The following is a 23,274-nucleotide window of genomic DNA, read 5'->3' on the forward strand; positions in this document are numbered from 1 at the left end:
GAGTTGATTTAAATGGAAATAAAAGAAAATGAAAAAATACTAACAATAAAAGATTGGTTAAAAATTCAATTAATAATGATGATTCCAATAGTTAATCTAATAATGTGGATTAAATGGCTAGTATCAGATAAGACAAATATAAACTTAAAAAATTTCTTAATAGCTTCGTTAATAATGATGGTTATAGGTGGAATAGTTGTAGGAGTAATATGGTTTTTTGTTCTAGCAAGAATTTTAGCTACAAGTGGAGCATATTAGATTAAACTAAAAAGTGGTTTGTCCACTTTTTCTTTTTTTAGTAGATTGTTTTATGATATTATATAAAAATATATTAGAAGTAATTTCAGCCATTTTTTTTAGATGGGTAATTCAGAAAGATCTAAAAAATTTTCGAAGATAGATATACTTTAACTAAAAGCAAACTAAATATAGATAAATATATTGCAGATTATTTTAACAAAAAAGAATATTAGCTTTTACGGATATAAGGTGTTCTTTAAGGAATTATAGATTTTATAATTTAATTGAATTGGAAGAGTTATTAAATAAAAATCCAAATATAGTTGATTTTAATTTTGAATTATTACAATAAGAGGCAGCAATCATTACATATATCATTTAGATTAAATAAACATATAGAAGAGTTTAAAAGAGATGGAAATAGATATAGTTTGGTAGGAGGAAATTTATGAGAAAATTATCAGTTTTAATATTATCACTATTTACGATGGTGCTGTCATTTGCTACTACTATAAAAGGTAAGGTTATAAAAGTAGCTGATGGAGATACAATAACTATAATAGAAGAGAATGGAGATAAAACTAGGATACGGCTTTATGGAATAGATGCTCCAGAGAAAAAGCAAGATTACGGGATAAAGAGTTTAGATGTGTTAAAAAAGTTAATTGATAAAAAAGAAGTAGAGATAGATGTTAAAGACAAGGATAGATATGGAAGAGTAGTTGGAATTGTATATTATAATGGAATGAATATAAATTTATATATGCTAAAAACTGGTAATGCTTGGTGGTATAAGCAATACTCAAAACATAATGCAGAATTTAGAATTGCTGAGGAGAAAGCTAGATTAAAGAAGTTAGGACTATGGAAAGAAAGTAATCCAACTCCACCTTGGGTTTATAGAAAAGAGAAGAAAAAGTAAAAAAATATTAACAAATCAAAATTTGAACTAGGAGAAAAAATGATACCAAGTTATGAGGAACTTATGTTACCACTTTTAGAATCTATTAAAGATGGAAAAATACATTCAAATGAAAAAATAGAAAAAAGATTAGCAAAAGAATTTACACTTACAGCAGAAGAGGTTCAAGAGTTTGTATCTAGTAAAAATAAAAAAAGAAAATTTTATGATAGGATTAATTGGGCTAAAACTTATTTGAAAAAAGCTCAATTGATTGAAGGAACTGATAAACGTGGAGAGTTTAAAATTACTAAAAAAGGATTAGAGGTATTAGAAGAGGTTCCTCTAACTCTAGATGCAAAATATTTAAGAAAATATCCAGAGTTTTTAAATTTTCAAAAAATAGGAAAAAATGATATTTTAAAAAAGAATGAATCAAAGCGAGTAGATACACCAATAGAAGGATTGGAAAAAATCTATGAGTTGCTAAATAATGAATTAAAGGATGAAATGTTAGAAAGATTAAAAAAGATTAATTTTTATAAATTTGAATCTATAGTTATAGATTTAGTAGTGAAAATGGGGTACGGAGGTTCTAAATCAGAAATATCTCAAAGCTTGACAAAAAAGAGTAATGATGAAGGAATAGATGGTATTATAAATGAAGATAGGTTAGGTTTGGATAGAATCTATTTACAAGCTAAAAGATGGAATAATACAACTGTTGGAAGACCAGAAGTGCAAAAATTTGTTGGAGCATTAGCAGGAAAAGGCGCCATGAAAGGAATTTTTATAACTACTTCAACCTTTACAAAGGAAGCAATACATTATTGTGAAAATTTAACTTCACAGAAAATTGTATTAATCGACGGAAATAAACTAGTTGAGTTAATGGTAGAATTTAATATTGGACTATATACTGAGGAGATTTATGAAATAAAAAAAGTTGATTTAGATTACTTTTTAGACGAATAAATAATATTAAAAACCTACATCTTTAATCTGTAGGTTTTCTTTTGTTGTCATATACAAGTATAACTAAAAGTCTTATAAATTAGAATAGCTTGGTCTTTATTTGAATAGACACTAAATACAAAATTATATTTCACAGATTATACCTGCTTGATTACCTTAAATTTTTGATATATTGTTTTATTATTTCCATTAATATCCCACCTATAAAACTACGAGTCCCAAAATATCTTTTAATTAACATATAATAATGATCTTTGTTATGTTTCTACTCATGATTTATATGATAACTTCTACTGAATACCGAATATATATTATCATAAAGTTTCACAATAAAATAAGTTATCCATAATTTTTAACTGATTGTGAATCTTTACGAAATGAAAAAGAAAAGCAATTCATCCCAATATCTAAATAGAGCGAAATTAGACAAGGATAATACTTAATAAACTGTATATAGGATTAGAACATTACAACCTAAAAAAAAGGCTCTGATTTTAACCGGACCGTTTTAAATGGTGCTATACTAGAGGTTATACCTAAACAATTTTTTAGCCAATTAATGAATGTAGATGATCTAACTATAGCTACACTCAAAAATAAAGAAAATAATTCCCTCCGATATTTTGAAATTAGAAAACTGGGTTATGAATTTTTATAAGAGGTAACTAAAATATTAAAAGTTATGAATTTAGTGTTAAGAACTATAAATATAAAAGAAGTTTTATCCTTAAATTATTATAAAATCACCTAGTTAAAAACAAACTTTTTAAATATATCAATAAAAAAACTCCCTTCATAATAAACAGATTTTATTATTTTATCTGTCTACTATAAAGGGAGAATATCAAATACTAACTGTTTAAATAGTTAAAAGAATGTATTACTAAATTTTACTTTGCTACCTTTTCAGCCAATACTTTTCCTACTTTAAATTTAACTACTTTTTTCTCAGCAACTTCAATAGCTTCTCCTGTTTTTGGATTTCTACAAGTTCTTGCTGATTGAGTTACAACTTCAAATTTCCCAAATCCTATTATTGATAATTCTTCTCCTTTTGCTAGAACCTCTTCTAATGTTAAGAATAATCCATTAACTAACTTTTCAGATTCTTTCTTTGTTTCTATATCCATATTCTTTTGATATAAGTTAATAAATTCTTGTTTTGTCATTTTATCCCCCTCCCTTTTTTTAATACTATACCATAATTTCATTTTTTAGTAATTATTTTTTATTTGCTTTTATAATTTTTTGATAGATTTACCTAACTTTATTAGTTTAATAAAATATATATTGAACATTCCACTCCAAGAATTCATTTAAAATAATCTTTTGAGAGTTCAAATAATTTTTCCGATTAATAATTTCATTATCAGTATGCCAAATAATTTCCATTTTATTTGGATTAAAATTTAATTGATGCTTATTTTATGTATCTTCTAAAGTTGTATATATAAAAATGGTATACTCCTTGAATTTCCATTTTTATTCCTTCTTCATAGATGCCTAAATAATTTTTGTAGATAAAAGGAAATTAAAAATATTTAAAAACCTTGGATTTAACTAAAAATAAAAAAGGCCAAACTGCTCAGCCTTTTATCTAATTTATTTTTTTAATAATTTCTTTATTTCTAATAGCAACTTCTCAACTCTTTGTTTTTTCTTATTATCTAGTTGTTTAATTTCATCTTCTAAATTTTCAAAAACTTTAAAATTAAAATCAAAGCTAGTGTCTTTCTTTTCTTCTTTTTCAGATTTTTGGATTTTCTTATCAGCTAATTCTATTTTTAAATCTTCTGTCGTTATTCCTGAATTTATCAATTCGATGTATTCTTTGATATTTTCATTACTTATTTTTTCTATTAATTCGAAGCTCATTAAAGCTACATTACTTCTTTTTTCAGGATTAACACTTTGATATAATTCATATTTTTTTCTATATCTTAATGCAGTTCTTTTATGAAATCCATTAAATTCTAACCATCTTTCATAAGTTCCTGTCTTGTTATTCCCTAGCCTCTCTATAACCTCTTTGAATATTTTTCCTAATGCTAAACTTCCTTTTATTGTTATTAAAGCAACTTCATAAGATTTTTGTTTTAAATAATCCCCATCTTCTCCTAAAAACAATGAATTGTTTTTAAAATTTAAATTTTCTATTCCAATTATCTCTTTATTTTGAGGCTGTAATCGTTCTTGTAAAGCTGTTTTCAATTTTTCCATTTTATCCTCCATTATAAAGTGACAGGCCTGTCACTTTATTTTTTCTAAAATTCTAAACATACTACTTTTCCTAAAAACTTATATCAAACTCGTCTTTTATTTGTTCTTTTTTATAGTTTTTATTAATTATTGCTTCTCCAACTACTCTAAATATTTCTTTTGTCTCCCTCAATTTTATTGAATTTGATTCCCAGATAGTTTTTCCTTTATGCAATAATTCTTCAATTTCAGATAAACTTTTTATAGGATTAGGAAATAAAATATCAGTATCGTTTACAACTTCTTTTAATTCTGATAAAAGATTTTTCTGTATTTTTTTATTTTCATACTTGTTCATAATTATTGCTAAAACTTTATCACTTCCAGCCTCATTTACAACATTAATTACACCTTTTATTGTAACATTATCAGAGAAACAAGGTATGATTATTTTATCTGAACATTTTACAAAAACACTATCTATTTTCATTGTGGGAATACTGTCAATTAAGATATAGTCATACTTATTTTTCATTTCTAGCAAAAAATTTGGTAAATTCATTAAAAAATGACTCCCAAAAGTTGAACTTTCTGTTGGAATAAAATCTAGATTTTTTCTTAATCTTATTATTTCTCCTTCTCCTCCCTTTACAAATTCTTTTAATCCTTTTTCAAAAAATATTTCTTCTTTCAATGAATAATCTATTATATTATTTTGTGAATCTGATGTTAATATTAAAATCTTCTTATTTTTTTCTAAAGCGAGATATGATCCTATTTGCAATGTGATAAATGTTTTTCCAATTCCACCTTTATTTACTTTAATTGTTATTATCTCTCCCATTTTATTATCATCTCCCTCTACACTCTTTTTATTCTCTATTTTTTTTATAATTATTTTTTTATTCTGAAGAATCATTTTTATTTCATTATCTTTTTCTGTTAGATTCATATCAACAATTACAGAGAAAGGAATTCTTATTTTAAAAGTTTTATATGCTTTCGCTTTGTTTATTAAAATTTTTGAATTTTTTAATAATTTTATTAAGGTTCCATTTTTATATTCTTGAATTTCTGTTTCTAAATTTCCTTTTTTTATAATTATTTTTTTTTGTTGATATTCAAATTTGATTTCAGGTGAAACTAAATCTATCTCTAAATATTCAAGTTCTTTCTTACTTAAAGATATTTCAATTGAGCTCAATCTACCATCTTGTTTTTTTTTAAAAATTAATTTTTTAATCATAAATCCTCTTTTCTTAAAATCTCTATTCAATTAATAAATAACAATATAAAATTATTAATACTCTCTTCTTATATATTCTACTCTTTTTTTAAATTATGTCAACCCTAGATTTTATTTTTTTTAAAATATAAAATAAAAAAGACAATTAATCTCATCTATAAAGATTTGAAATATTGTCTTAGAATTTTTTAGTCTTTTAATTTATATTTTTTTTTATTTAAATATCCTAAAAGAGTAGCTTTAGGGTATTTTTTATTTGGATCTAATCCACCAGCAATGAGATATTTTTTATATTCATTTTCTATTTCTTCATAGGTCACTTCTTTTGCTTTTTTTCTATTTAAATCACTTTCTATTTTTATAGCAGTAATAACTCTACCCTGTTTTATACTAGTTAGTTTTAAAGTTATATTATAATTTTCATTTAAAATATTTTCTATCTTTTTTAAAACCATTGTAGCATATGTAGTAGTATACTTATCAAGAGTATCAGTTATTTTTTTAAAATCATCTATATTTATTTCTGGAATAGGATATCCTTCATAATCTTTTACAATTTCATAAATTACTTTTGCTGGATAAAATTTTATATTTTTATGTTCCTGATAACTCAATGATAAATAAGGTGAAATTTCCAATTCAGAATGGGGCATTCCAGGAAGATCTATTTTTTGTTTTTTGGCTATCATCATTCGGAGAGCGTTAATAGTTATAGGTTCTAATGTTATTTCTATTAAATTATTTTTATTTTGAACTATAGAGGGGATAAAACGTGATAATATAATTCCAGATTGTTTATCTTTTCCTAAAATATTAAATTCAAATTGTTTATCATATATTTCTTTTACCTCTTCGAATATTTTATTATATGAATTAAGTCTTGAACTACAATTTTCTTTTATTTCTTCAACAGAAAATTTAAAAATACCAACTAAAACATTTTTTTCAAGTTGTTCGTATGCTCCTTTAAGAAAATAGTTAAATAAATCTAGTTGTGAAGCAGTTAATGGAACATTATTAGTTATAATTATAGATGGTTTAAATAAATCTAGTTGTTTTTTCATTAACTTCTCCTTTTTATATTTTTTAACTTTTAATACTTTTATATGGCTAAATATTCAATAAAATCAAAGCTTATATGCATGAAACTCTAAATATTTGTCAGCTCCACTCTAAATATTTGTCAGCTCCACTCTAAATATTTGTCAGCTCCACTCTAAATATTTGTCAGGTTATAAAAATACTCTAAATATTTGTCAGCTCAGTTCTAAAGTATTGATTTTATTGGGTTTGTTTATATATATATATAATACTCTAAATATTTGTCAGCTTTTTTTTTAATACTCTAAATATTTGTCAGGTTCGACTAAATATTTGTCAGCTTACTCTATTTTTTTCTTTTTTTGGTTTAATTTCAATAATATTTTTTTCTTCATTAAAAGTAACTTCAAGTTCTCTATTTGAAATTTCTAAGCCCATTTTTTTAATCCATTTAATAGGTAATGTTACCCTTGAGGAAATACTTCCACTACCACCTTTTGAAAAAATAATTTTTAAATCCCTTTTTTCCATGAGACCTCCTAAAGACGTTACGTCAATAAGATGAGTATATTCTTTTTTTTTTAAATCGTCAACATACTTTTTTTTGATTATTTTAATAAAATATATTAAATCTAAAGTAGAAAAATTAATCTATAGTTTCAATCTGTTTTTAAAATTAAAAAACATGTAAAATAAATTATAAAATTACAAGAGTTATTAAAATAAATCTTAAAAATCTTATTTCAAAATTAAAATAAATTTTAAATTAAAGTGTTCTTTAATAATACAGTATATATTATGTATAGAATATATACTATGATTATAAAACACTTTTTATAAAAAGTCAATACTATAAACCTAGAAATTACTGGTATTTTCAATAAAAAAAACTGTTCTAAAATTATTGTATGAAATAAAAAATAGAACTTTAAAAGAACATTAGAAAACGTTGATTTTATAGGTGTTCTGTTATAGCTTTAAACTAATATCTTGTAATAATAAAATTATAAAGAAAAAATATAAATAGAAAAAAGAAAAAACATAAGATATAATAAAACCAAAACTCAAAGAGTTCACGATTAGCCGTTTCTCTATTCCATTTTTTTAAAATGGGAGAAACTCATATTTCGTGCTACTTTTAATCCTTCAATTTGAAGTTAAAGTAGAACTCTTGCGAGTGTTTAAATAGGGAGGTGAAAACATGGCAATATATAATTTAAAAGTTTCTTCTGCTGAAGGCAGAAGTCCTTTAAAAAAATTTGAATATATAGCAAGAATTGATAATTTTTCTTGGGAAAAGGAAGAAAAATATGACGATCTTTTATATTCTGAAAATTGTAATATGCCATGTTTTGCGAAGGAAAACCCTATTGAGTTTTGGAAAAATCTTGAGATATATGAAAGAGCTAATTCAAACCAATTTAGAGAAATAGAATTTTCTTTACCATGTGAGTTGGCAGATGAGGAAAATATAGAACTTGCGACTAGATTTGCAAAAAAAATATTTGAAGATAAATTTCCATATTCTTTGGCAGTACATTCAAAACCATCAAGTAAGGATGAAAAGAATAATATACATTGCCATATAATGTTTTCAGAAAGGGAACTTGATGGAATAGAGAGGGCAGCGGATAAATTTTTTAAAAGATCAAATCCTGTATATCCTAAACGTGGTGGTTGTAAAAAGAATAGGGAGTGGAAAAGTTTTTCTAAGTTATATGAAATAAGAGAAACTTGGGAGAAGATAGCAAATGATAAATTAAAAGAAAAAGAGATTGAACTAATTAGTTGTAAATCCTTAAAAAATCAGAGAATAGAGGCTTTACTAGAGGAAAATTTTATTAAAGCAGAAATGTTAGACAGAAATCCAATAGGTTACAATAGAAAGTTTGTAGAGTTTTCAACTAACCCTGAGCTAGTAGGAGAAATATTAGAGTTTAATGATTATGCTATAAAGATAAAAGAGATGAAAGAGAAAGAATTTAAGCTACGTTGTGAGAATTATGCGGAAGAAAATGAAAAAGCGAGAGAAAGATTTATAAAAAGTTGCTATGAAAAAGAAGGGAAAGAGTATGTTCCTTCTTCTTTTGACATTCAAGAAAAACAAGAACAGTTTAATTTTGAGAATGTATTTATAACTTCTGTTGAAAATAAGATACTTATTGATAGAAAAGAGGCGTCTCTTAGAAAAATACAAGCACTAACAGAGGAAGATTATAATAATAGGGCTTTGAATATATTAACAAGCAATGAATATTCAAAAAATATTAAAAAGCTAGAGGAATTAAATAATATTTATAAGAAGTTAGTCTGCAAAGAAGATTTTGGGTTTAAAGACGAAAAATTAGAATTAGAAAAATATTTTGAAAAACTAAAAAATGATGAAAAATTTAATATAAAATTAGGTGCAACAGTTGTCAAAATTAAACAAAAATATATAGATTCTAAAGAAATACTATTAAACGATTTAGAATTTTTAAGAAATAACACTTTTAAAGAAGTTTACTCTCATTATTCTCCTAAAAAGTATGAAATTTCTATACAATTTATGAATGAATCATTTGAATATCTTAAAAACTTAAGGGAAGAAAAAGAGCTCCTTGATAAAAAAGTAAAAGAATTTAAAGAAATATTAAACGCAGATTATAGAGTGGAAATATATTCTAACCTAAATCCTAAAGCTGCTGAGCAATATAAAGAGTTACAACAGTGGAAGATTGAATTGGAAAAAGAGAATAATATAGAAAAAATAAACAAATTAACTACTGCTATAAATTCAAGAGAAGCTGGATTTAATGTCTTTGATATTAAAAATGACATAAATAAAATTTTAGAAGAACAGACATCAAAATTAAGAAAAGAGTATAAAATATTACGACAAAAACAAGATGATATAAATGGTAAAATAACTTATAGTTCTTTAATGATAAAAGAATTGAAAAACATGAAAGAATATAAAATGATTGATAAAGTTAAATCCCTTAAAGAAACTTATGAAAATATAAATAAGGGACATAGTTTCATTGAAAAAATAAAGTATAACGTTGAATTAGAACAGCTTTTTAAAGAAGCAAAAGGAATTGATTTAAAAGAATTTAAACTAATTCACGCACCTGTTGAAAGCTTGACTCCTGATAAGAAAAAAGAATATTCTTTTGAGCTAAAGAACCAAATACTAGATTTTAAATTAGAAGCAGAGAAGTGTAGTAAAGAGTTATCAAAGTTAATTATAACAGATGAATTAATTAGAGATAGAATTTTAGATAAATTAACTAATGGATTATATTTAAAAGAAAAAAATAATATTAAGCATTACGAAACAGAAATCAACTGTAACAGATGTACTATGGAGAATAAAATAATGATGGGGTTATCAAAAGAAAAGATTTATGAATTTGAAAATGCTTATAAAATAACAGATGAACAAATAAAAATAGAAAAACAACTCATCAGAGAAGATAAAATAGATATTCAAACGAAGTTATCTGGAGCTAAAGAACAACTGAATGTTTGTTTTAAATCTTTACTTAAAATAAATAAAAGACCTAAAATAAAAAGGATACGAAGAGGATTCCCAATTCCAAATGCTTATAAGAGATTGAAAATCTTGGCAACGGGGCGAATAGATTTTGAAGATCGAGAGGAAAGAAAAAGAAGGAGAAGAGAATGGGAGAACTCACTTTAATAAGACGAAGAATAAAAGCAAAAGAGAAGGTAATTGTTGAATTAAAAAGAAATATAAAAAAATTATATTTAGGGAACCGTAAGAAAAGAAAGATAAAATTAATAGAACTAGGAACCTTATTCTCCATTTTAAGTTTATTGGATGAGGAACAGGAAGAAATGATAGGATTTTTAAACGAGTACAAGAAATTATCTTCTTTAAAAAAAGAAAAACTTTTCTTTGAGGGAGAAGAGATTCTCTTGGCAAAGAAAGAAACAAAATATTCATCAGATAAATTAGAGAAAAGAAATATGTTTTATAAAATGATAAGAAAAGGAGCTTTGTTAGAAAAACTAAAAATTCATTTAGAAAATCCAAGAATAATTTTAGGGTTTTTAAATAAATATACAACTCTCTCTTTGGAAGAAAAAATGAGATATAGAAAAAAAGGAGAAATGATACTAAAAAAAGAGGTTAGTACTATATCAAATGAAAATAAAATGGAATTGCTGAGAATTTCTATTGAAAATAGAATAGATTTAACCAGAATATTAAGAGAAAAGTATAATAAAAATATTCATACTTTAAAATTAAATGAATATAGTGAGGTTTTAAATATTTTAAAAATAAATAAATAAAGGGATATAAAAGAGATATTGATATATTAAAATACTCTCAAATCAATATGGAGGAAATTATTTTATGAAAAAAATATCAATATTTTTATTATTAGGAACTTTAAGTACATTGTCTTTAGCAGCTGGGAATTTAAATGTGAGAGTAGGGGGAGATGTTAAATCTAAAATAGGTTCTTTAGGGTCGTATTCAGATGGAGATACGGAAGACTATGGGTATGAAATAGGTTTAGAATATATGAAACCTATAACTGAAAGACTAGAATTAGGAATTGGATTAGCTTATCAAAAACACGCAAAAGTATCGGGGAACAAAATAGAACGTAGTGAATTAAATGGTTTAATTGAAAGCGAATTTTCTAAAGGTTATAATGATTTTCAAGGATATGATAGTATCCCAGTTTATTTAACTGGAAAATATACTTTAAATAATAATTGGCTAATAAAACCTTACTTAAAAGCAAGTTTAGGATATTCATTTAATTTTGGAAATGAAGATTTGGAATATTCTGATGATGTGCAACATGAAAATGAATTAACAGATACAGATTTAGGAGGAGAAGTATTTGAATCATACAAACTATCAACAAAAATAAAAAATGGATTATATTATTCAGCAGGATTAGGTCTAGAATATAGATCCCTATCTTTAGAAACTTTATATCAGGTAAATAATGGAAAATTAAGTGTGGGAAATAAGGACTACGATGCTGATTATGAAAAAATATCTTTAATATTAAATTATAAAATTTAATTAAATTAATAAAATATTAAATAAGGAAGTACTAATAAGATGAAAAAGTTAATAAGTATATTTTTTATTATGTCAACAATAATGTTTGGATTTTCTCGAGATCAAGAAATGGTCCTTAAAATGGTCAATAAAGAAAGAAGAGATAGAGGGTTGAAACCTATAAAGTTAAATAAAAAATTAAATAAAATAAGTAAAATTAAGTCAGATGATATGTATATAAATAATTATTTTAATCATAACTCTCCAAGTTATGGATCGCCTTTTGATTTAATGAAAAAGTATAATATAAAATATAGGACAGCGGCAGAGAATATAGCGAAAGGCCAAGATACACCTGAATATGTTGTAAAATGTTGGATGGATTCAAAGGGACATAGGCAGAATATATTAAATCCAAGATTCGAAGAGATGGGTATTTCAAGAGATGAGTATGGGGATAACATATGGACTCAAATGTTTATAGGAAGTTAATCTCTATAATCTTAAATATTTAGAGAAAGGAAAAATAATGATACTTTTAGTTGAGGATACAGAGAATATTAGAAAACTTGTAAGAGTTATTTTAGAAAAAGAGGGACTTAAAATAGAAGAGGCTTCAGATGGTATTGAAGGTTTAAAAAAAATAATCTCTGGAAATAGATATGACCTTATTTTACTTGATATAATGATGCCTAACATGGATGGATTAGAGTTTATAAAGGCCGTTAGACAGATTTCACAAATTCCAATTATATTTTTAACTGCATTATCAGATGAAAAAAATCAAATTCTTGCATATGAGAATGAAGCAGATGGATATATAGTTAAACCTTTTTCAAAAGATATATTAGTTTCAATTGTAAAAAGATTTTTAAGTAAAAAAAATTTACCTAAAAAATATGAAGGATTGTCCTTAGAAAAGTTTAGTAGAAGAATTAAAATTAATGAAATAGAAATACATTTAAGTACAAAAGAGAGAGAATTATTATTCTACTTAGAAGAAAATATAGGGGTAGTAAAAAGTAGGACTCAAATATTAGATGCTGTATGGGGGTATGATTATTTTGGACACGATAGAGTGGTTGATAAACATATAACTAAGCTTCGAGAAAAAATCGGAATGTATTCAAAATTTATAAAAACGGTCAAATTATTAGGTTATAAGTTTGAGGTATAAATATGAAATTAAAGAATAAACTTATTGCAATTCTTTTAGGAATTTTATTTTTTACTTTGGTTTTGGAGTTTTTTCTAGGAGATATATATTTCGAAAAATATTTTAGATATAGTAAAGTGAGAGAATTATCCAATATAAATTTTATCCAAGGTGATATTTTAGATATGAAACTTCTAAAGGAATACCAAAAAAATAATAAAGCATTTGTTATTGTTATGGAAAGAGATAAAATAATAAATATTAATAATTTTAATTACTTAACTATTGAAAATAATGAAAAAGAAGAAGTAATATTATTGGATGCATTTTTAGATAATCTTTACTCAATTGAAAAATTTAATTTAGAAAAAGATGATAAAGTAAAAATAAAAGCTATAAAAGTTTTGAATCAATATTACATTCCGATTGAAATAATAAAAGATGACCAAAAGTTTAAAGATTATAAGTTTAATTATTTGAAAGAAAATGTTATTGATTTGAAAGGAGTTATAACTAAATTAAGCCAATCTAACGAAAAATCAAGTCAAAGTGATGATTTTTTAGAGATGTTATTGGAAATAGATATAAATAAAGTCCAAAATAGAGATTATATGGACTCCAATAATGAAGATGAATTTAGAATTATAACTAAGAATATTAATGAATTTAAAGTAATTATATTTTATTCATATGAAACTATAAATGATATTTTTCCAACTATGAAATCATTTTTTTATCTAAAAGGATTATTAATAATTTTAATGGTTTTTTTAGTTGGAAAAATTTTAGATAATGAAATAATAAAACCTATCACAACACTTTCAAGAATAACTAAAAATATAGGGAATCTAAATTTTAATGAAAAAATAATTTATAATAAAAATGATGAGATAGGAAATTTATATAAAACATTATTTAAAATGAATGATAATTTAAAGGAAGTTATTCAACTTTATAAGGATGAATTAAAAAATAATAGGAATTCACAAGTTGTTTTAGAAGAAAGAATTAAACTTTTTATGCATGAAATAAAAACACCATTATCTGCAATTATTGGCTTTAGTGATATACTTTTATGTGAAAAAAATTCTGAAGAATTAGGAATTATAAATTCTGAAGGTAAAAGATTATTAACATTAGCTAACAACTTGATAAATAAGGAAAATAAAAATGAAAAAATAATTCTTATAAAATCTAAATTTAATATCAATTATGAAATTGAAACGGCTCTTAAAATATATGAAAAAGAATTAAAAAATATTAGAATTGATTTTATAAACCAAAAAGACATTTGGGTTAGAGGAGATCGTGAAAAATTAAAACAAGTTATATTAAATATACTTGGAAATTCTGTTGAATTTGCAAAACAGAATATCAGAATTAACTTTGATAAGAAAATGGATTTAATTATTTTGAGTATTGAAAATGATGGACCTCAAATTTCAGACGATACAATTACAAAAATTTGGAGTAAGTTTTATTCTACAAATGGAGAAGGTAGAGGTTTAGGACTTTTTATATCATCTGAAATTTTAAAGGCTCACAAGTTTGGTTTTAGTGTTGAAAATACAAAGATAGGTGTTAAATTTAATATTTATATAACAAAAGGAGAGTAAATTATGAAGAAAACATTATTATTATTTATATTGATTTTTAGTTTTGGAATGGGTGTAGAATCTCCAAATGAAGTTATGGAAGAGAGGATAGAAAGCGAATTAGAATATATTTTAAAAACAAAAACTAAAATAGAATATGATGTAAATATATCAGGAGAGTCTATAAATATAGAAGTTGAAATTGATAGTTTAAAAGCTCCAAATAAAGAAGAACTTGAAAATTTATCAAAGAAAATAATTTCTTATTTAAAAACAGAAACGAAATATAAAGATATAAATATTACTATAAAAAAAGATAGTGTTATTTTAGATGATGAGGTTATTTATATAAAAAGGGAAAAAATATAATAAGATTTTTAAAAGTGTACTGTTCAAATTTGACAGTACACTTTTTTGTTATAAAATATTTTAAAAAATTACATTTTTATAAATTTTACTTAGATCATCTTCGTCTATACCGATATATCGTAATGTCACAGCAGGATCGACATGATTTAGAGCTTTCATAACTAAAGCTAGGTCTTTGTTGAAGCTGTAGTAGACTTTCCTTCCCCATGCCTTTCTGAAGGAGTGAGTGTTCATGGGATAGTTGATATTTAATTCTTTTTTCATTTCTTTCATCCTAAAATTGACACCTTGATAAGTAATAGCTGATCTAGGTCGAATCATAGATTTAAAAACAAATCCAGAATCATAGTTTTTAAACCCCTTTTGTTTATAAAATTCTTTTAAGAGATCAAAACATTCTAAACATTTATAGTTAAATGTTAAATCTTTCATTTTTTTAGTTTTGATTTCCTTAAGGGAGGTATTCTCTAGATTGCTAAACTCTAAACCTAAAACATCCGAAACTCTAAGTCCGGTGTTTAAGCATACGGTAGAGATAGAATACATTACGATTAGATTTTTTTCTTTAAAATAATCCAATATTCTTTGTATATCTTCTTCGGGGACATATTTTACTAATTGTCCTTTTGCCATAAAAACTCCTTTTGTAGCTTTATTTTTTGTAATGTAAAAAAAACACCATCTTACAGTTTATTAGTTTTCCTAATAAAAGACAACCAAAAATTGAGTACTATATATAATTAAAATGGATTAAGTAAGTATATATTCTATACAGAATATATACTTACTTAATTTTAGGGAGGTTTTAGATGTTTTTTAAGAAAAAAAAAGCGAACACTCAAAAAGAATTTGAGTTTAAAAAAACAAAAATAAGAAGGGGGAAAGATTTAAAAACTATCTTTAAAAATAACACTGTATATGCAATATTTCTTATGGTATTTGTGTTATCTAATAACTTAAGTTTTGCAAGTGCGTCATTACCATTTTCCGATAAAATTGAATTTGGATTGATGATAACTAAAGTAATAGGAGGATCAATTGTTTTAGGAAGTTTAGTGACTGCTATGGTTTTTCATAAAAGTGGAAGAGGAGATGCAGTAGGAACAGCTTCATGGTTTGTAGTAGTTGGAATAGTTATTGCAAATTTAGATTGGTTTGCAGAAAAGTTTGGAGTAGTTACAAGTGGAGCTATATTTTAAAGGAGTAGTCATAAATGTTTAAATGGAAAGGAATGAAAAAAATTCCTAAGATAAATGGATCCGAAATAGAAAAAGATAAGTATTTCGAGTTATCTGTTAATGCAAATAATTGGAGAAAAACAAGTTTTTCATTAATAGTTATAATCGCATTATTGATAGGTGGTTTAATTAAAATTTCAGTAACTAATAAGGTTGAAACTTTTGTAATAGAGAAAAATGGTAATAACTATAGTATTGTTGGAAATGTTTCAGACGTTGCACAAACTCAAAAGAAAGCTTCTGAAGAACAAATTATTTACTTTCTTAATGAAGTTATATCAAATACGAAGAACTTAACAAGAAATACAGATATATATGAAAAGAACTATAAAAAAAGTTTGTCATACTTGTCACGAAATACTTCAATAAAAATTGATAATTACTTAAAATCTGAAAAGTATGCTGAAAAAGTAAAATTGGGAAAAACAGTAGAAGTAAAATTTAATACTGGAATAAAAATTAATGACTCTACTTATCAATTAAGATGGAGTCAAACAACATTCAAAAGAACGGGGGAAATAGAGAGCACAATTAATTACAACGGATTATTTTCAATAGCATTTAAAGATATAGAAAACTCTAAAGAATTACATTTAAATCCATTAGGTCTTATAATAACAGATTTTGTCCAAAAAAGTGAGATGTTATAGGTAAATTAGGAGGTGAATATTGCTAGTTATTAGCAATATAAAGAATGAAAAAAATAATAATTGGGTTATTTATAGCAGTTAGTTCTCTAGGATTTTCTGAAAATATTGTGTCTTTAAAACAAGAAGCAATGAAGAGAAAGTTTATAAAAGTAGTTTACAAATCTGATGTAGTATATGAAGTTTATGGAGAAGCTATGATGGGTACAGCAATTGTATTTGGAGATGGAGAAGAAGTAAAGAATTACTCTCTTTCTGACCCTGCGTGGTCTGGAATTATAAATTCTAACCAAATTTATTTAAAAGCACCAGAAGAGGAATATTCATCTGATGGAGCGAGAATTTATCCACCAGAGTCTACACTTTTTGTATCAACAACAAAGAGAAATTATTACTTTAAGTTAAAAATAATAAAATCGAGAGCATATAATCCTGTAATTAAGTTTGTTTATCCTCAAGAGGAGCAACAATTAATTCAAAATTATGAATTAATGAAAAGAGAAGAAGAGAAACAAAGAATTAGATTGGGAGTAGACAATATTCAAAATATTAATATGAACTATAAATGGGATAGAAAATATTCTTGGGCTCCTACAAATATTATTGATAATGGAAAACAAACAATGATTTTTTTATCAGTAGAAGATAAAGATATTCCAACGTTTTATATTAAAAGAGATAAAGAGTTAGAGATTGGATTATTTAGAATTTCAGAGAATAGAAATGGTCAAAAGGTAATAACAATAGATCAGATTTTTGAAGAGGGAGTTTTAACTCTTCATAAAAAGAAAATTAAAATAATTAATAAGTCAAGAAGGTAGAGGATGAATAAAAAGGATATATTAAATAAAATCCCAAAACCAGAGAATAAAAAAGGAATTAATTATAAAAATATAGCAATAGCAATTTTAATAATAACTCTGATTATACTGATTTCATTTCTTACTGTAGATAGAAAAAATAATAAAAATACTAATAAAAATATTCAAACAGCAGAAAAAATTGAAGAATCAGAAGTGGTTGCTGGAACAACTGAAGAATTGAAAGAAATAATAGGTTCAAATCCAGTTTTGCAAGAAGGTGGCAAGATTGCTGCGAGAGAAGAATCTGGAGAAGAAGAACTAAATAAAATTAGACTGCAACAAGAATATGAGCTAAAAAGATTATCTCTAGCTTTGGAGCAGGAAAGAATAGAAAGATTAAAAGTAAGAGAGAGAACACCTATAAATTTAGTAGAGCAGGATAGAGGAAAAGAATTAAGATATGAAAAAGAAAAAACTGGTTATGAAGGATTAGTTATTCCACCATTACCACCTTTTCCAAAAGAAGATCCAAATTTACAAGAAGCAAAAGAAAAGTTTTTTTTATCTTCAAATGTAGATGAATTTGTTTTAAAAAATCAGCTACAACATGCAATATCTAATTACGAGGTTAAGGGAGGAACAATAGTTCCCTTAACATTAGAAACTGCTATAAATACAGATATAGCAGGAGATATAACAGCGGTTGTAAAAAGGGATATTTACGATTCTAAAACTGGAAGTATATTACTTATACCTTCGGGAAGTAGAGTTATAGGAAAGTACAATTCAAATGTTAGTTTTGGACAAGAAAGAGCTCAGGTTGTATTCAATAGAATTACTTTACCAAATCAAAAATCTATCAATATTGGATCCATGAAAGGCGTTGATAAATTAGGTGCTAGTGGAGTTACTGATAAAGTAGATAGTAAGATAGCAAAAGTATTTAGTTCTGTTGTTATGTCAGCAATTTTAGGAATGGGAACAGGGGCTGTAAAAAATGATTCAGAAGATGGTGAAAATTGGAGAAATGATGCAATAGATGGCGGAGGAACACAAGCCCTAAATGTAGGGAATAGCTATGCCAATAAGTTGTTAAATGTACAACCAAGCTTGAAAATAAGGCAAGGATATTCAGTTGGATTGTTTATTGATAAGGACTTAATATTAGAGGCGTATAGTAACTAAAAATAGAGGGGTTATTTTTTTATCTGAGAATCATTAATAAAAAAATAATCCCAAACAGATTTTTTTTAGAAAATCGCTAGTGTTTAGAAGGAGTAAGAATTATGCTTACTTGGATGTAGGATTTTAATTGGTGCTCTCAAGCAATAGCCAAGTATCTAATGCTTGAGGGCAGCAGTTAATAAAAATGTGAGAAGTTTAGTAGTCTGTTTTTAAAGCTTAAAAGGAAAATTTATGCTTACTTGGATGTAGGATTTTAATTGGTGCTTTCAAGCGATAGCCAAGTATCTAACGCTTGAGAGTAGCAATTAATAAAATAAAATGGAGATACTTGGCGGTTCTCCAACAGGAGGAAAAAATGAGTTTTTTAAGTTTGAGAGGAATACCTTATTACCCAGAATTATCATTAGAACTGGGGAATGAAGTTACGGCATCTATTGTTATGACTCAGCTGGAATATTGGTTTGGAAGAATGGATTACAAACCTTTTTTTAAATTTTTAGAGCCTATTCCAAAGTTAGATAAGGATGGAAATGAAAAAAATACATTTGGATATAAAGATGGAGACTCTTGGATAGAAGAGTTAAAAATTTCATCAAAGTCTTTTAGAACTGCTTTTGCAAAAATAGGAGTAGCTTATACTTCAAAACATGAATTTGATAAAGCTATTTCAAAATTTAAAAAAGATGACACTGAATACTATTATTGTTGTTATTCAGATAGACAAACTAGAAAGACGTATTACTATAGAAATCATAAATTAGTAGATTCGCTAGCCCAAAAGTTAAATTCTAGAAAAATTGATTATGATGACGAACCAAAGTCTTTTTCTAGTAAAAAATCCCAGAACTTCCCATTGGGAAGTTCTAGAAACTCTGATACGGCAGTTCTGGAAACTCCTATTGGGAAGTTCTCTAATATACAAGAGATTACTTCAGAAGATTACCAAGAGAATACAACTACTACTAAGCAAGATAATATAAATTATATAGAGCCTGTTATTGATAAAATTAAAAATAGTGGTGGTTCTCTTAGTTTAAAAATTAAAGATATTAAAAAATACTTACATGAAGAAATTAAAGATATAGTAACTTGTAAAAATATTATGTTTTTAGTTGAGAATAGAGATTTGCATCTTGAAAAAATTAAAGAAGTTGTTAATTATGCTAACAAACATCAAAAAGGATCCGGATTTATATACAAAGCTTTAGAACAAAATTGGATTTTGACAAAAGAAGAAAAATCTTTAAAGAAGGGGGAAACAGTCAGGGGGGCAAGAATAAATTATGAGGCTTTGGAATTAAATTTTCAAGCAGAAAAGGAAAAAGAAGAAGCTTTGAGGCTTAGAGAAAAACTGGATAATTTATTTGATAAACTTTCTGAAAAGGAGAAAATAGATATAGAAAATAAAGCATATGAAATATCTTTAAGGGATTATGGACAGGCAACAGCAAAAGTTATGGCTAGAACTAAAACTAAGTATGAAATATTGAAACAATATTATTTACTTAAAAAAGGAGCTTAAAAAATAGAATAGGTGGGGATATAGATGAGATATACTCGTGATGAAATATCAAAAGGATCAAATAAATTTGTAGACAAAGTTGGTAAAGCGTTACTTTATAAAGAGCCAAAGTTGCTAGAGGTAATAACTAAGTTCTATAAACATTCATTGACGTATCAAGTTGTAAATGGACAACCTGTATTAATGTCGGTTACTTTAGATTTCAAACCAAATGATGTAAATATTTTACTTGAAACGGATTGTTTATAAATGTTGTAGATTCAATGTTATGCTTGATAGAATCTTGGTAGAAGAAAAAGAGAAATTTGGGAGGGGTTATGTTAAAGAAAATTAAAGGGTATATAAAAGGGAAAAAAAGTTATTCGTTAGCACTGTTAGTAACTTTTTTAATGACGGGGGGATTTGCATATTCTGAAGAAAACATTATTATAAAAAAAAGTGAAGATACAGAACTGATGATATTTGTAAATTCACTATTCTCTAAGCTAGAAAATAAAAGTATTAAAAATATATTAGATTTCAAATTAAATAATGAGAATATTAATCCACCAGTGGTTCCAGAACCACCAGTGAATCCTCCGTTACCACCAATAGTTCCAGAGCCTCCAATAGACCCACCATTACCCCCAGTTGTTCCACCATTACCACCGATAATAAATACGGGAAATATTGTTTTAGATTCTACAGGGACATTAGGGAATATGAGTGCTTTAACAATTGAAACTGGAAAAGAATTAGTGAATAATGGGGACTTAAATATAACTTCGGATATAATTCTTAATCCTGATAGAAGCTATAATAAAATTGTTTCAGGTGCTTTTGTTGATGGTGGAAAATTTATAAATAATGGAAACATAACAACAAATGGAGCTTTAAGTAAAAGTCTTTTAAAAGGTGAAGGTTTTGGAATATATCAAAAGTCAGGAGAAACAATAAATAATGGAAGAATTTTTATTCAAGGAACTGGTCATGATATAGAAAATGATGGAGAAGCTGACATTCCAGGAGGCGTAGCAATTTATGCTGAATCTGGAACAGTAGTAAATAGTGATTCTGGAATTATAGAGTCGAACAGTAATACGCCCCTACAGTCAGGAGTAGGAATGGCTACTGTGTCAGGAGCAACATTAATAAATAACGGAATAATAAAAAATATGTTTTCGAGTATGTGGGCTATCAATCGTAATTCTCTTGCTGTAAATAATGGAATGATTGAAACACAAAGAGTAGGAATGACAGCAGGAAATGGGGGAACAGTAATAAATAATGGAACTATAAAAGCATGGGTATATTCAGATAATCCGAGTGGATTATTAGAGGGACCCGCATATGCAATGAGTTCAATGTCTTATGATGGAGAAAAAACTCTTGCTAAAAATAGTGAGACTGGAGTTATTTATGGATTAGTTAGTGTTACTGGAAGAGCTGCTAAATTTGTAAATGAGGGAATAGTTAATGGAAGAGTAATTTCTGATTCAGGTGGAGTTATTGAGAATATAACAGGAACAATAACTGGAGTAGATGAAGCTCCATCAGAAGTAATTATCAATGATGGTGGAAAATTTATTCAGGGAATAAATGCAAAACTAGATGTGGATAAATTTGTAGGAGATTTATTCTTATCAGGTGATTATGCGAAGAATAATTTTGAAGATAGAATTATCTTGTCTGAAGAAAATATAAATATAAAAGATCATGATGGAGAAGTATTATCAAACTCTATTATGTATGATGTAAATAATTCTAAGACTGAGTTAAGTAGAAAAAATTTCAATGAGATTTTAGATAATTCAGAATTTGCAAGTTACTTAGAAAATAATTATGTTGATGGAAATATTTTAAGACAAGAGTTATACAACAATTTAAAATTAATAGATAATGAAAAAGAGTTTACAAGATCGGTTAATAATATTTTCGGAAATGACATTTATCCAAATGTTAAGAAACAAACATTAGAAATGCTTAGGTTTAACAGAAGTACATTGGTTAATAACATTTTTAATCAAAGCTCTGATAAAGAGTTGAGAGTGATAGGCGGAATTGACTACAAACATATAGAAGCTGATAGTTCAAACTTAAGCGGATACAAAGAAGATATTAGTTCAGTATTCTTAGGAGCCGACAAGCAAGTTAAAACTAATTTAAGATTAGGAGCAGTTGCAAACATTGGAACTCTCAATGCAAAGTTTGATATGGATAATGCAAAAAGAGAGGATACATTTGGACAATTAAATATTTACTCTATATACAAGAATAATAATGTTCAATTAGTAAATAACTTATTCTTTGGATTATCTTCTGGAGATATAAAAAGAGATTTAAACTTTGGTGATATATATGGACATCAAAAAGGAGATATGGATAATAAATGGATAGGATTAAATAATATTCTATCTAAAGAATATTTTATAAATTCACTATTTATCAAACCTAGACTTGAATTAAATACAACTTATTTAATGCAAGATTCTATTTCTGAAAATGGAAATTATGGATTAGATATTGAAAAACAAAATGTTTGGTCTGTAGAAGCAGGAGCCGGAATTGAAGTAGGAAAAGAATTTACTTTTAACTCTGTAAAAGGTACTTTAAAAGCATTTGGAAGTTATTTACATGAGTTAGGGAACCCATATGATTCTATGGATATTAAATTAAAAAATATAAGTTCTGATACAGTTGAAGTATCTAAATATGATAAAGATTCATATAAAGATTTAGGGGTTAAGTTAGAACTTGAAAAGAATGGACTAACTGGATATGTTGAATACAAATATTTATTTGATTCTGAGTATCTAGGAACAGCAGGAATGACGTATAAATTTTAAAAAAACTCAACAAAAAAGGATGATAGGTAAATATTATGTTTGAATGTGAACATTGTGGGAATACAGACTATGATTTAGTAAATTTTACAAAGAAGATCATAGTTTGTAGTAGTTGTAAAAAAAATAGCAGTATATAAAAGCTGTGTAAAGGAATCGTGTGGAAAGCCGTAATCTTTGTACAGTAAGTTTAGTTTTAAATTGAATATTTTAGTAGGGAATCGTGTGAAAAGCCGTAATCCTGCAAAAGTAAATACTTAAGAAGTTTTTAAGTGTCTATTTTTGTGGGATTTTTTTTATATA

At 25.8% G+C, this 23,274-nt stretch carries 23 protein-coding genes; 17 read left to right on the forward strand and 6 right to left on the reverse strand.

From position 1 onward, the window contains the following. Positions 1-12 precede the first annotated feature (12 nt). The 3 genes from H3N56_RS11095 (at position 13) to H3N56_RS11105 (ending at position 2,116) form a co-directional block, all read left to right on the forward strand. Entirely contained in the window at positions 13-258 is a 246-nt protein-coding gene (locus H3N56_RS11095; RefSeq protein ID WP_185881258.1) for a hypothetical protein, read from the forward strand. Between the two features lie 430 nt (positions 259-688). Continuing rightward, complete coding sequence (locus tag H3N56_RS11100) at positions 689-1,162, forward strand: thermonuclease family protein (RefSeq protein ID WP_185881259.1); 474 nt, start codon at positions 689-691, stop codon at positions 1,160-1,162. A 39-nt stretch (positions 1,163-1,201) separates the two neighbouring features. Next, positions 1,202-2,116 carry a restriction endonuclease gene (locus tag H3N56_RS11105; RefSeq protein WP_185881260.1) on the forward strand — a complete coding sequence of 305 codons (915 nt, stop codon included), beginning with the start codon at positions 1,202-1,204 and terminating at the stop codon, positions 2,114-2,116. Between the two features lie 890 nt (positions 2,117-3,006). Here the strand turns inward: H3N56_RS11105 and H3N56_RS11110 are convergent. From H3N56_RS11110 to H3N56_RS11130, 5 genes are all read right to left on the reverse strand, one after another. Then, positions 3,007-3,285 (reverse strand): HU family DNA-binding protein, encoded by a 279-nt coding sequence (locus H3N56_RS11110; protein WP_185881261.1) that lies wholly within the window; start codon positions 3,283-3,285, stop codon positions 3,007-3,009. A 433-nt stretch (positions 3,286-3,718) separates the two neighbouring features. Beyond that, entirely contained in the window at positions 3,719-4,336 is a 618-nt protein-coding gene (locus H3N56_RS11115) for a hypothetical protein (RefSeq protein WP_185881262.1), read from the reverse strand. Positions 4,337-4,406: 70 nt separating this feature from the next. Further along, positions 4,407-5,561: a ParA family protein gene (locus H3N56_RS11120; protein WP_185881263.1), complete on the reverse strand. Its 1,155-nt coding sequence runs from the start codon at positions 5,559-5,561 to the stop codon at positions 4,407-4,409. A 188-nt stretch (positions 5,562-5,749) separates the two neighbouring features. After that, positions 5,750-6,625, reverse strand: a complete 876-nt coding sequence (locus H3N56_RS11125; protein WP_185881264.1) for a replication initiation protein — start codon at positions 6,623-6,625, stop codon at positions 5,750-5,752. Between the two features lie 313 nt (positions 6,626-6,938). Then, the gene (locus H3N56_RS11130) at positions 6,939-7,133 is read right to left on the reverse strand and encodes an AbrB/MazE/SpoVT family DNA-binding domain-containing protein (protein WP_185881265.1); all 195 of its coding nucleotides are present in this window, start codon (positions 7,131-7,133) and stop codon (positions 6,939-6,941) included. Positions 7,134-7,803: 670 nt separating this feature from the next. On the opposite strand from H3N56_RS11130, the gene H3N56_RS11135 reads away from it, so the two are divergent. The 7 genes from H3N56_RS11135 to H3N56_RS11165 all read left to right on the forward strand — a co-directional run bounded on the left by H3N56_RS11135 (position 7,804) and on the right by H3N56_RS11165 (position 14,754). Continuing rightward, entirely contained in the window at positions 7,804-10,287 is a 2,484-nt protein-coding gene (locus H3N56_RS11135) for a MobA/MobL family protein (RefSeq protein ID WP_185881266.1), read from the forward strand. After that, a complete protein-coding gene (locus tag H3N56_RS11140; RefSeq protein WP_185881267.1) occupies positions 10,269-10,904 on the forward strand; it encodes a hypothetical protein in 636 nt (211 codons plus the stop codon). The genes H3N56_RS11135 and H3N56_RS11140 overlap by 19 nt, the downstream gene beginning before the upstream one ends. Positions 10,905-10,968: 64 nt before the next feature. Further along, positions 10,969-11,655, forward strand: a complete 687-nt coding sequence (locus H3N56_RS11145; protein ID WP_185881268.1) for an outer membrane beta-barrel protein — start codon at positions 10,969-10,971, stop codon at positions 11,653-11,655. A gap of 39 nt (positions 11,656-11,694) precedes the next feature. Next, a complete protein-coding gene (locus H3N56_RS11150) occupies positions 11,695-12,126 on the forward strand; it encodes a CAP domain-containing protein (RefSeq protein WP_185881269.1) in 432 nt (143 codons plus the stop codon). 37 nt (positions 12,127-12,163) lie between these two features. Next, on the forward strand, positions 12,164-12,811 hold the full coding sequence (locus tag H3N56_RS11155) for a response regulator transcription factor (protein WP_185881270.1): 648 nt from the start codon (positions 12,164-12,166) through the stop codon (positions 12,809-12,811). A 2-nt stretch (positions 12,812-12,813) separates the two neighbouring features. Next, entirely contained in the window at positions 12,814-14,406 is a 1,593-nt protein-coding gene (locus H3N56_RS11160) for a HAMP domain-containing sensor histidine kinase (protein ID WP_185881271.1), read from the forward strand. Positions 14,407-14,409: 3 nt separating this feature from the next. Next, on the forward strand, positions 14,410-14,754 hold the full coding sequence (locus H3N56_RS11165; protein WP_185881272.1) for a hypothetical protein: 345 nt from the start codon (positions 14,410-14,412) through the stop codon (positions 14,752-14,754). A 60-nt stretch (positions 14,755-14,814) separates the two neighbouring features. Here H3N56_RS11165 and H3N56_RS11170 read toward each other — a convergent pair whose 3' ends face one another. After that, positions 14,815-15,387 (reverse strand): tyrosine-type recombinase/integrase, encoded by a 573-nt coding sequence (locus H3N56_RS11170; RefSeq protein ID WP_185881273.1) that lies wholly within the window; start codon positions 15,385-15,387, stop codon positions 14,815-14,817. Positions 15,388-15,563: 176 nt separating this feature from the next. On the opposite strand from H3N56_RS11170, the gene H3N56_RS11175 reads away from it, so the two are divergent. The 7 genes from H3N56_RS11175 (at position 15,564) to H3N56_RS11205 (ending at position 22,974) form a co-directional block, all read left to right on the forward strand. Then, positions 15,564-15,953, forward strand: coding sequence for a hypothetical protein (locus H3N56_RS11175; RefSeq protein WP_185881274.1), 390 nt, complete (start codon positions 15,564-15,566; stop codon positions 15,951-15,953). A 14-nt stretch (positions 15,954-15,967) separates the two neighbouring features. Then, a complete protein-coding gene (locus H3N56_RS11180; protein WP_185881275.1) occupies positions 15,968-16,642 on the forward strand; it encodes a type IV secretion system protein in 675 nt (224 codons plus the stop codon). Positions 16,643-16,686: 44 nt separating this feature from the next. Further along, positions 16,687-17,460: a TrbG/VirB9 family P-type conjugative transfer protein gene (locus H3N56_RS11185; protein ID WP_185881276.1), complete on the forward strand. Its 774-nt coding sequence runs from the start codon at positions 16,687-16,689 to the stop codon at positions 17,458-17,460. Between the two features lie 3 nt (positions 17,461-17,463). After that, complete coding sequence (locus H3N56_RS11190; protein ID WP_185881277.1) at positions 17,464-18,627, forward strand: TrbI/VirB10 family protein; 1,164 nt, start codon at positions 17,464-17,466, stop codon at positions 18,625-18,627. A 355-nt stretch (positions 18,628-18,982) separates the two neighbouring features. Beyond that, positions 18,983-20,149 (forward strand): hypothetical protein, encoded by a 1,167-nt coding sequence (locus tag H3N56_RS11195; protein WP_185881278.1) that lies wholly within the window; start codon positions 18,983-18,985, stop codon positions 20,147-20,149. Between the two features lie 24 nt (positions 20,150-20,173). Further along, positions 20,174-20,398, forward strand: a complete 225-nt coding sequence (locus H3N56_RS11200) for a hypothetical protein (protein WP_185881279.1) — start codon at positions 20,174-20,176, stop codon at positions 20,396-20,398. 68 nt (positions 20,399-20,466) lie between these two features. After that, complete coding sequence (locus H3N56_RS11205; protein ID WP_185881280.1) at positions 20,467-22,974, forward strand: autotransporter domain-containing protein; 2,508 nt, start codon at positions 20,467-20,469, stop codon at positions 22,972-22,974. Positions 22,975-23,274: the final 300 nt, after the last annotated feature.

Origin of the sequence: Cetobacterium sp. 2A, from assembly GCF_014250685.1 — a bacterium.
Taxonomy (GTDB): Bacteria; Fusobacteriota; Fusobacteriia; order Fusobacteriales; family Fusobacteriaceae; genus Cetobacterium.

Coding starts and splice junctions, on each gene's coding strand:
- H3N56_RS11095 (WP_185881258.1), top strand. CDS start 13: ATGGAAATAAAAGAAAATGAAAAAATACTAACAATAAAAGATTGGTTA.
- H3N56_RS11100 (WP_185881259.1), top strand. CDS start 689: ATGAGAAAATTATCAGTTTTAATATTATCACTATTTACGATGGTGCTG.
- H3N56_RS11105 (WP_185881260.1), top strand. CDS start 1,202: ATGATACCAAGTTATGAGGAACTTATGTTACCACTTTTAGAATCTATT.
- H3N56_RS11110 (WP_185881261.1), bottom strand. CDS start 3,285: ATGACAAAACAAGAATTTATTAACTTATATCAAAAGAATATGGATATA.
- H3N56_RS11115 (WP_185881262.1), bottom strand. CDS start 4,336: ATGGAAAAATTGAAAACAGCTTTACAAGAACGATTACAGCCTCAAAAT.
- H3N56_RS11120 (WP_185881263.1), bottom strand. CDS start 5,561: ATGATTAAAAAATTAATTTTTAAAAAAAAACAAGATGGTAGATTGAGC.
- H3N56_RS11125 (WP_185881264.1), bottom strand. CDS start 6,625: ATGAAAAAACAACTAGATTTATTTAAACCATCTATAATTATAACTAAT.
- H3N56_RS11130 (WP_185881265.1), bottom strand. CDS start 7,133: ATGGAAAAAAGGGATTTAAAAATTATTTTTTCAAAAGGTGGTAGTGGA.
- H3N56_RS11135 (WP_185881266.1), top strand. CDS start 7,804: ATGGCAATATATAATTTAAAAGTTTCTTCTGCTGAAGGCAGAAGTCCT.
- H3N56_RS11140 (WP_185881267.1), top strand. CDS start 10,269: ATGGGAGAACTCACTTTAATAAGACGAAGAATAAAAGCAAAAGAGAAG.
- H3N56_RS11145 (WP_185881268.1), top strand. CDS start 10,969: ATGAAAAAAATATCAATATTTTTATTATTAGGAACTTTAAGTACATTG.
- H3N56_RS11150 (WP_185881269.1), top strand. CDS start 11,695: ATGAAAAAGTTAATAAGTATATTTTTTATTATGTCAACAATAATGTTT.
- H3N56_RS11155 (WP_185881270.1), top strand. CDS start 12,164: ATGATACTTTTAGTTGAGGATACAGAGAATATTAGAAAACTTGTAAGA.
- H3N56_RS11160 (WP_185881271.1), top strand. CDS start 12,814: ATGAAATTAAAGAATAAACTTATTGCAATTCTTTTAGGAATTTTATTT.
- H3N56_RS11165 (WP_185881272.1), top strand. CDS start 14,410: ATGAAGAAAACATTATTATTATTTATATTGATTTTTAGTTTTGGAATG.
- H3N56_RS11170 (WP_185881273.1), bottom strand. CDS start 15,387: ATGGCAAAAGGACAATTAGTAAAATATGTCCCCGAAGAAGATATACAA.
- H3N56_RS11175 (WP_185881274.1), top strand. CDS start 15,564: ATGTTTTTTAAGAAAAAAAAAGCGAACACTCAAAAAGAATTTGAGTTT.
- H3N56_RS11180 (WP_185881275.1), top strand. CDS start 15,968: ATGTTTAAATGGAAAGGAATGAAAAAAATTCCTAAGATAAATGGATCC.
- H3N56_RS11185 (WP_185881276.1), top strand. CDS start 16,687: ATGAAAAAAATAATAATTGGGTTATTTATAGCAGTTAGTTCTCTAGGA.
- H3N56_RS11190 (WP_185881277.1), top strand. CDS start 17,464: ATGAATAAAAAGGATATATTAAATAAAATCCCAAAACCAGAGAATAAA.
- H3N56_RS11195 (WP_185881278.1), top strand. CDS start 18,983: ATGAGTTTTTTAAGTTTGAGAGGAATACCTTATTACCCAGAATTATCA.
- H3N56_RS11200 (WP_185881279.1), top strand. CDS start 20,174: ATGAGATATACTCGTGATGAAATATCAAAAGGATCAAATAAATTTGTA.
- H3N56_RS11205 (WP_185881280.1), top strand. CDS start 20,467: ATGTTAAAGAAAATTAAAGGGTATATAAAAGGGAAAAAAAGTTATTCG.